The organism is Streptococcus sp. WM07, assembly GCF_004570525.1.
Classification (GTDB): Bacteria; Bacillota; Bacilli; order Lactobacillales; family Streptococcaceae; genus Streptococcus.
In genome coordinates this window covers 1-6,430 of the sequence record NZ_SPPZ01000075.1, presented here as the reverse complement: position 1 = coordinate 6,430, position 6,430 = coordinate 1, and the positions used below count along the sequence as shown (strand labels likewise).

Sequence of the window (6,430 nt, the reverse complement as noted above, 5' to 3'; positions counted from 1 at the left end):
TAGAGGCTTATTTACCATGGGCTCCAAAAATCCAAGAGAATTGTAGATAAAGAAAACTCCAAGATTAAAAGCAATCTGCTTATAATCTTGGAGTTTTGTCAATATACTCTGTTATTGGGCGCTTACTATTGATTTAAGGGCAAACTCACCAACTGCCATAGGGATAACATTGGAAGTATTGATATAAATTTGAGTTGTTCCAGTATCACTGTGAGTTAGGGCTTCTGAAATAACTTTTAAACTCATTCCAGCTTGTTTAGCAAGTGTGGCTTTAGGGGAATATAATTTTGAGATTGTATGGAATAGATAGATGTGAGATTTACAAGAAAATATAAAATATGGATGTAAATGCAATTATTATTTAAAAATTGAAATAGTATGATGAAGGTAGACTTGTTGAGAAGAATCAGCGTTTAAAGATATTAACTCATTTAAAACATTTTTTAGTGTTTATGTTATACTAGTAGGATACTTTTAAAAGGACTAGGTAGAAACAAATGAAGATTTCATATGCTCCTTTATGGCGAACATTGGCTAATAAGGGAATTGGTAAAAACCAATTTAGAACTGAAGCTAAGATAAGTTCCAGCACGTATACAAAAATGGTTAATAATGAGTGTACAACAACAGATACATTGTTAAAAATTGCAAATTATTTAAAATGTGATACATCGGATATTATAGAGTTTGTGGAGGAATAGACTTTGGATGTAGTTTCTTTATTTAGTGGGGCTGGTGGATTGGACCTTGGATTTCATCAGCAAAATTTTAATATTGTTTGGGCGAATGACTTTGATAAATTTGCTATTCAAACATATAACGAAAACTTTTCTAATCCAGCTACTTTTGGAGATTTAAATGAAATTGAATTAGATTCTATACCACTTGCTGATGTAGTAATTGGTGGGTTTCCGTGTCAGCCGTTTAGTATGATGGGACATGAAAAAGGATTCGAAGATGCAAGAGGAACATTATTCTTTAGAATTGTGGAAGTAATAAATAGTATGAGCAAAAGAGGGAAAAAACCGCGAGTTCTTGTACTTGAAAATGTTAGGACTTTGAAAACACATGATAAAGGTAATACGTATAAGGTTATTAAAAATATCCTTGAAAATGAATTAGGATATAAAGTTTTTACTCAAATTTTAAATACGGTTAATTATGGTATTCCACAAACCAGAAATCGTACTTTTATTGTGTGTTTTGCAAATCATGATGCTCAGTATGAGTTTCCCAAAGAAGTAGAACTTAAGTTAACAATGCAAGATCTCTTAGAAGAGAACGTAGATCAAAAATATTTTCTATCAGATAAAATTATTCCAACAATACTCTCTGAGGGAACAGGTGGGTATAGAGCAAAAGCGGAAATTGATTTACCAGTTGCTCGCCCATTAACTGCAACTATGCATAAGATGCATAGAGCATCACAAGATAACTATGTGACTGATAATGGAAGGATTAGACGGTTAACACCGAGGGAAGCTGCAAGGTTACAAGGATTCCCAGAAGAATTTATAATCCCTGTGTCTGATACTCAAGCATACCGTCAGTTTGGGAATGCAGTTACAGTGGCTGTATCAAATAAAGTCGCTGAAAGAGTGAAAACGACACTTCAAGAACTAGGAGAATGGAATTGAAGACTGAATTAAAAAGATTTGTGAATGCTTGGGAAAATCAAGGTACTGAAAAGCTTGTTGACACCCGTATTTATCAGTTAATTGGAACCACTACTGGGATAGAAAAAGTAGACGAACGCTCTGAGGAGATTATCGATATACTTAAATCTGATGATGATTTACTAGATAAATTAAGGAAATTCTCAGAGCAAGATTTAGCTGGTCAAGATGGAAATATAATAAAAAATTATGTTGGGGCTTATATTTCTGAATCATTGATAAAAGAAGAAAAGAGTCCAAATATTGTGGATTTTTTTTGTGGAGCAGGTGGTTTGTCGCTTGGTTTTGTACAAGAGGGATTCAAGATTAATTTTGCAAATGATATAGAAAAGAGTTGTGTAGAAACATATCGCTTTAATCATCCAACAGTTCCAAAAGAAAATATTATATGTAGTAATATTGACGATATATTAGATGATGTTTCTAAGTATAAACGGTTTGAAAATGTTGACTTGGTAATTGGAGGTCCTCCTTGTCAAGGTTTTAGTACTGCAAATAGGCAGCGACTAATTGATGATCCACGCAATAAACTTTATAAAAGTTTTATCAAAGCAGTAGATTCCTTGCAACCTAAATTTATTGTTATGGAAAATGTTAAAGGGATGAAAAAAGTTGCTAATCAGGTTATTGAAGATTTTAAGAGCATTGGTTACTCTGTTGATTTTCATCTATATAATGTTAAGGATTTTGGTGTTCCACAAAACCGTGAGAGATTGATATTTATCGGGAACAGATTAGGTGCTGATAACAAAAAAATTCATGAAGAGATTTGTGGCTTTATTTCTGAAACTAAAGATTTTGTTTTAAAGGATGCTCTTTATGGTTTGAGAGAATTGGAGGCATCTCGTGTAAAAAATGCAACAAATCTAGAAAATGAAAAAATTGGTTTTATTGTTGATAGCTATAGCGACATTAAATCTAACGAATACATTGATTTAATAAATCAGAATCGCAATTTTAAGCAGGTTTTAAATCATAAGGCTCGCTATAATAATGACAGAGATATTGAAATATATGGTCGGTTGCATCAAGGTGATAAGTCAGATGATGAGAAAATTGCTGATATTATGCCTTATAAATCAAGAAGTCATATTTTTAAGGATAAATATTTCAAATTGGAAGAGGAAAAAGTTTGTAAAACGATTACTGCTCATATGAAGTTTGATTGTAATATGTATATACATCCTACGCAAGCTCGTGGATTGACACCTCGTGAGGCTGCACGAGTTCAATCTTATCCAGATGACTATTACTTTAAAGGAGCTTACACAAAAACTTATATGCAAATTGGAAACTCAGTTCCTCCTTTGTTTGCTAGATACATTGCAAAGGTAATAAGAAAATATATAGGAGATTAGTATGGAATTTACAGAAGTATTTGAAGAGATACAGAAAACTGTACGTGATAAAATGGATATTAAATTAACTATGGATGATTATGATTCATTCATAGTTAAAAAATTAGCTGAAAGTAATTGTATTACTAAAGGCATTTCAAGTAAGCAATCGCATATTGCGATTACTGGAAAACAGATGGATTTATTTCCATACTTATATTCGAAATCTTTTGTTGAAGAGTCGGAGTCTTCAATGAAAAATTTCTTTGTTTTCAAAGCTCCAATTTCAATTTATCAAAAGAATTGCAATTATTTAGATCCGAATCATTCAATTAATTTTAGAGGTGAATCAAAATTAATTGAAGAAATATGTGTTTATTCACGTAGTGGAGGAGAGCAAGTTCAACTATCTATTATCAAGAATGGTGATAGTGAAAACTTTATTTCATTCAGACATTTAATAGTACCTAATACTTTTTGGATTGTCCTAAAAAGAAAAAATGAATTAAGCTATGATTCGATTGCGGTAAAAGAAAATGATGCGAAATCATTGAAATCTTTTAATAACAAAATTTTCACGAATCGCTCTGGCAAACCTTCGGAAATAACTTTTGTCTCAACTGATGCAATAGTGACTCAAAATGAAAAATTTGAGATAGATGACAATAACAATATACATAAATTTGATGTCGATTGTATTCTGAGAAAAAATCTTATTCAAGAAATCCGTTTCGGAGCCCCTGGTACTGGTAAGAGTTATAGTATAAAAAATATTATTCGTGAGAGCTATCCTAATTATGAAGAAAGTGATTCCAACCCATTTGTACTAAGAACTACAGTTCATGGAGAGTATAGTCACTTTGATTTTGTAGGAAATATAATGCCTACGTCCCAAGAAGGTAATGTTTCTTATAACTTTACAGAGGGTATCTTCACTACAGCATTGATAAGAGCGATGTTGAATAAGGAAAATGATGTTTATTTAATTATTGAAGAAATGTCTCGCGGAGATATTGCTTCAATTTTTGGAGATATTTTCCAACTCCTTGATAGAAACGATCAAGGGATTAGTGAATACAGAATTGACAACTCATTAATTTCTGATGAACTTATAAAATATGGTGCAAAATCTAAAGGTGATGATAAGATTTATTTGCCGAACAATTTACACATCATAGGTACAGTTAATACTAGCGATCAAAATGTTAATGTTTTAGATACTGCATTTAAACGCCGCTTTTCTTTTGTATATGAAAGTGTTAAACCTTGCTATGATGAAGTTTCAGGAGCGATTCTAAATTCAGCGACATTTAGCTTAGCTTTAGATCAATTTGAATGGAATCAGTTCTATTTAGCGATAAATCAATTTATTGTATCCGATTTAGGATTGAGTGAAGATAAGCAACTAGGCCAATTTTTTGTGAAATTTAATAATGATGTGGACGTTAACGAAACGATCAAAAATAAAGTTCTTCATTATCTTTGGGAAGATGTTCAAAGTGCAAGTCTGAGTGATGAAGTATCAATTTTTAATTCTAACATCCGAGCATTTTCAACGTTGTATGATAAATTTGATGTAACCACAGAAGCAAGTGAAATTTTTTCGAAAGCCTTTTTGGAAACCTATAGTAGTCAAAAAGTAGAATTGAGTAAACAACAAAATGAATAATGGATCTCCTATTTGTATAAATGATGGTGAAGTATATGATAAGGAAAAGTTAAATAGTTTTCAAATTGACGATTTACTACGCTATACAAATGGTACATGTACAATTAATTTTGTGGGAGTAGTTGTATCTCAAGGCAGTACTTTATTCTCTTTTCCTAAACATTTTGATCATGAGAAACTTTCCATTGAAGAAAAGAAAGAATATGCAAAGGCCATTGCTTCATTATTAGTTAAAGGATCTTCGCCAATAAATTTCCAAAAGAAGGATTCAAAAAGTAATGAATTTCCAGTGGATAGTTATTTACTAGTTGTGGATTATTACAAAAAGTTTGGCATTTATAATAAGAAAATCAAGGTTGAGAATATAACTAATCAAGGTAGACCGAATTGGAAAAGAACAATTCGAAAGTCTCAGAAGGTAATTCAAGATAATGGAATAGTCTTTTTACCAATAATTTCAATTAAGGACAAAAATAGTTCGGTTTTTCTTAGCGACTGTATGCAGTTTATTTTGAGTAATACTTATGATAAGTATTCTGAAATACTTAACTTTGTGCTACCTTATAAAGAGTTTTCATCAGATAACATTTTTAAAAATTTTAAAGCATGTGTTCGGAAGTTAAAGCTAATCAAGAATAGATACTTTAAAGATTCAGAAAAAGAATTGATTCAAGCTATGATTAGTTATTTTGAATGGTTGTCTTTTAGAAATGGAGTTTTAGCTATTACAACAACAGACTTCCCATTATATTGGGAGTCTATGATTCATGTTTTATTAAATAAAACTTTTTCTGGAATAGATAATGATGGAATAGATCTATCTAATGAATCTACATATAAATTTATAAAGCAATCAGAAAAGACGGAGTCATGTGAAAATAGAGAACATAGTGAAACACAGGGATTTTCGATTGAATTCGATCATATTTATATTAGTGATACCGAAGATGAAATTATATTGTTTGATTCTAAATATATGAAAAGTATTTCAGAATTAAATTATAAACAAGCATTCTATTATTACTTTTTAAAGGAAAAATATCCACAATCCAAAATACATAATGGTTTGATTGCGCCAACACATGGAGCACCGTATGATGAAGTTCATATTGATAGGACGTGGATTGAAGATGTGTCAAGAGTAAAAGGCTATTCAGATGGGTTAAAAATTATAGTTCATTATTTGAACTTAAAAACTGTAATTGACTTTACATTATCAAATATTTTTGAGTTCAAAGCACAAATGCGAGAGCGGTCTAGATCAAAAGGATAATTGTATCAGATAGGATAAAATGCTTAGCTAAGTGTGTTAGTGAGTATATTTGATAATACTCAACAGAAATCAAAATCTGATGTATAATAGAGTTATGAAATTTACAGATGAAATGATGTAAGCGCCCAATAACAAGGTATCTTTAACCGAACTAGAAATCTAGCTATACTAATCTTATAAATCATCAGGATGGAGATTGATATGGTAGATTCTCGCTCGTTCACTAGGATAAATTTATGCGATTTAGGTCAGGTTCATTTGATAACTGGTAAAACAGATATGAGGCAAGGAATTGATTCCTTGGCTTACTTAGTGAAACAGGAATTTGAATTGGACCCTTTCTCAGGCCAAGTCTTTCTTTTCTGTGGTGGAAGAAAAGATCGCTTCAAAGCCCTTTATTGGGATGGACAGGGCTTCTGGTTACTGTACAAAAGGTTTGAGAATGGAAAACTCAACTGGCCTTCGAATGAGCGAG

General features: G+C 31.4%; 6 protein-coding genes and 1 pseudogene. 6 read left to right on the top strand and 1 reads right to left on the bottom strand.

The features are described 5' to 3' along the window. Positions 1–111 precede the first annotated feature (111 nt). Positions 112–270 (bottom strand): annotated as a pseudogene (locus E4T71_RS07940) (site-specific integrase); the annotation flags it as partial. Positions 271–497: 227 nt separating this feature from the next. On the opposite strand from E4T71_RS07940, the gene E4T71_RS07935 reads away from it, so the two are divergent. The 6 genes from E4T71_RS07935 to tnpB all read left to right on the top strand — a co-directional run. Further along, on the top strand, positions 498–701 hold the full coding sequence (locus E4T71_RS07935) for a helix-turn-helix transcriptional regulator (protein ID WP_135038753.1): 204 nt from the start codon (positions 498–500) through the stop codon (positions 699–701). A 3-nt stretch (positions 702–704) separates the two neighbouring features. Further along, positions 705–1,637: a DNA cytosine methyltransferase gene (locus E4T71_RS07930; protein ID WP_135038751.1), complete on the top strand. Its 933-nt coding sequence runs from the start codon at positions 705–707 to the stop codon at positions 1,635–1,637. Continuing rightward, the gene (locus E4T71_RS07925; protein ID WP_135038749.1) at positions 1,628–3,034 is read left to right on the top strand and encodes a DNA cytosine methyltransferase; all 1,407 of its coding nucleotides are present in this window, start codon (positions 1,628–1,630) and stop codon (positions 3,032–3,034) included. The genes E4T71_RS07930 and E4T71_RS07925 overlap by 10 nt, the downstream gene beginning before the upstream one ends. 1 nt (position 3,035) lies before the next feature. Next, positions 3,036–4,682, top strand: coding sequence for a hypothetical protein (locus E4T71_RS07920; RefSeq protein ID WP_135038747.1), 1,647 nt, complete (start codon positions 3,036–3,038; stop codon positions 4,680–4,682). After that, positions 4,675–5,955, top strand: a complete 1,281-nt coding sequence (locus tag E4T71_RS07915) for an LlaJI family restriction endonuclease (protein ID WP_135038746.1) — start codon at positions 4,675–4,677, stop codon at positions 5,953–5,955. Before E4T71_RS07920 ends, E4T71_RS07915 begins: the two co-directional genes overlap by 8 nt. 189 nt (positions 5,956–6,144) lie before the next feature. Further along, the coding region (tnpB, locus tag E4T71_RS07910; RefSeq protein WP_245165706.1) for an IS66 family insertion sequence element accessory protein TnpB at positions 6,145–6,430 on the top strand (286 nt) is incomplete at its 3' end.

Excerpts from the sequence above, each read along its gene's own strand:
- E4T71_RS07935 (WP_135038753.1), top strand. The coding sequence starts at position 498 with ATGAAGATTTCATATGCTCCTTTATGGCGAACATTGGCTAATAAGGGA.
- E4T71_RS07925 (WP_135038749.1), top strand. The coding sequence starts at position 1,628 with ATGGAATTGAAGACTGAATTAAAAAGATTTGTGAATGCTTGGGAAAAT.
- E4T71_RS07920 (WP_135038747.1), top strand. The coding sequence starts at position 3,036 with ATGGAATTTACAGAAGTATTTGAAGAGATACAGAAAACTGTACGTGAT.
- E4T71_RS07915 (WP_135038746.1), top strand. The coding sequence starts at position 4,675 with ATGAATAATGGATCTCCTATTTGTATAAATGATGGTGAAGTATATGAT.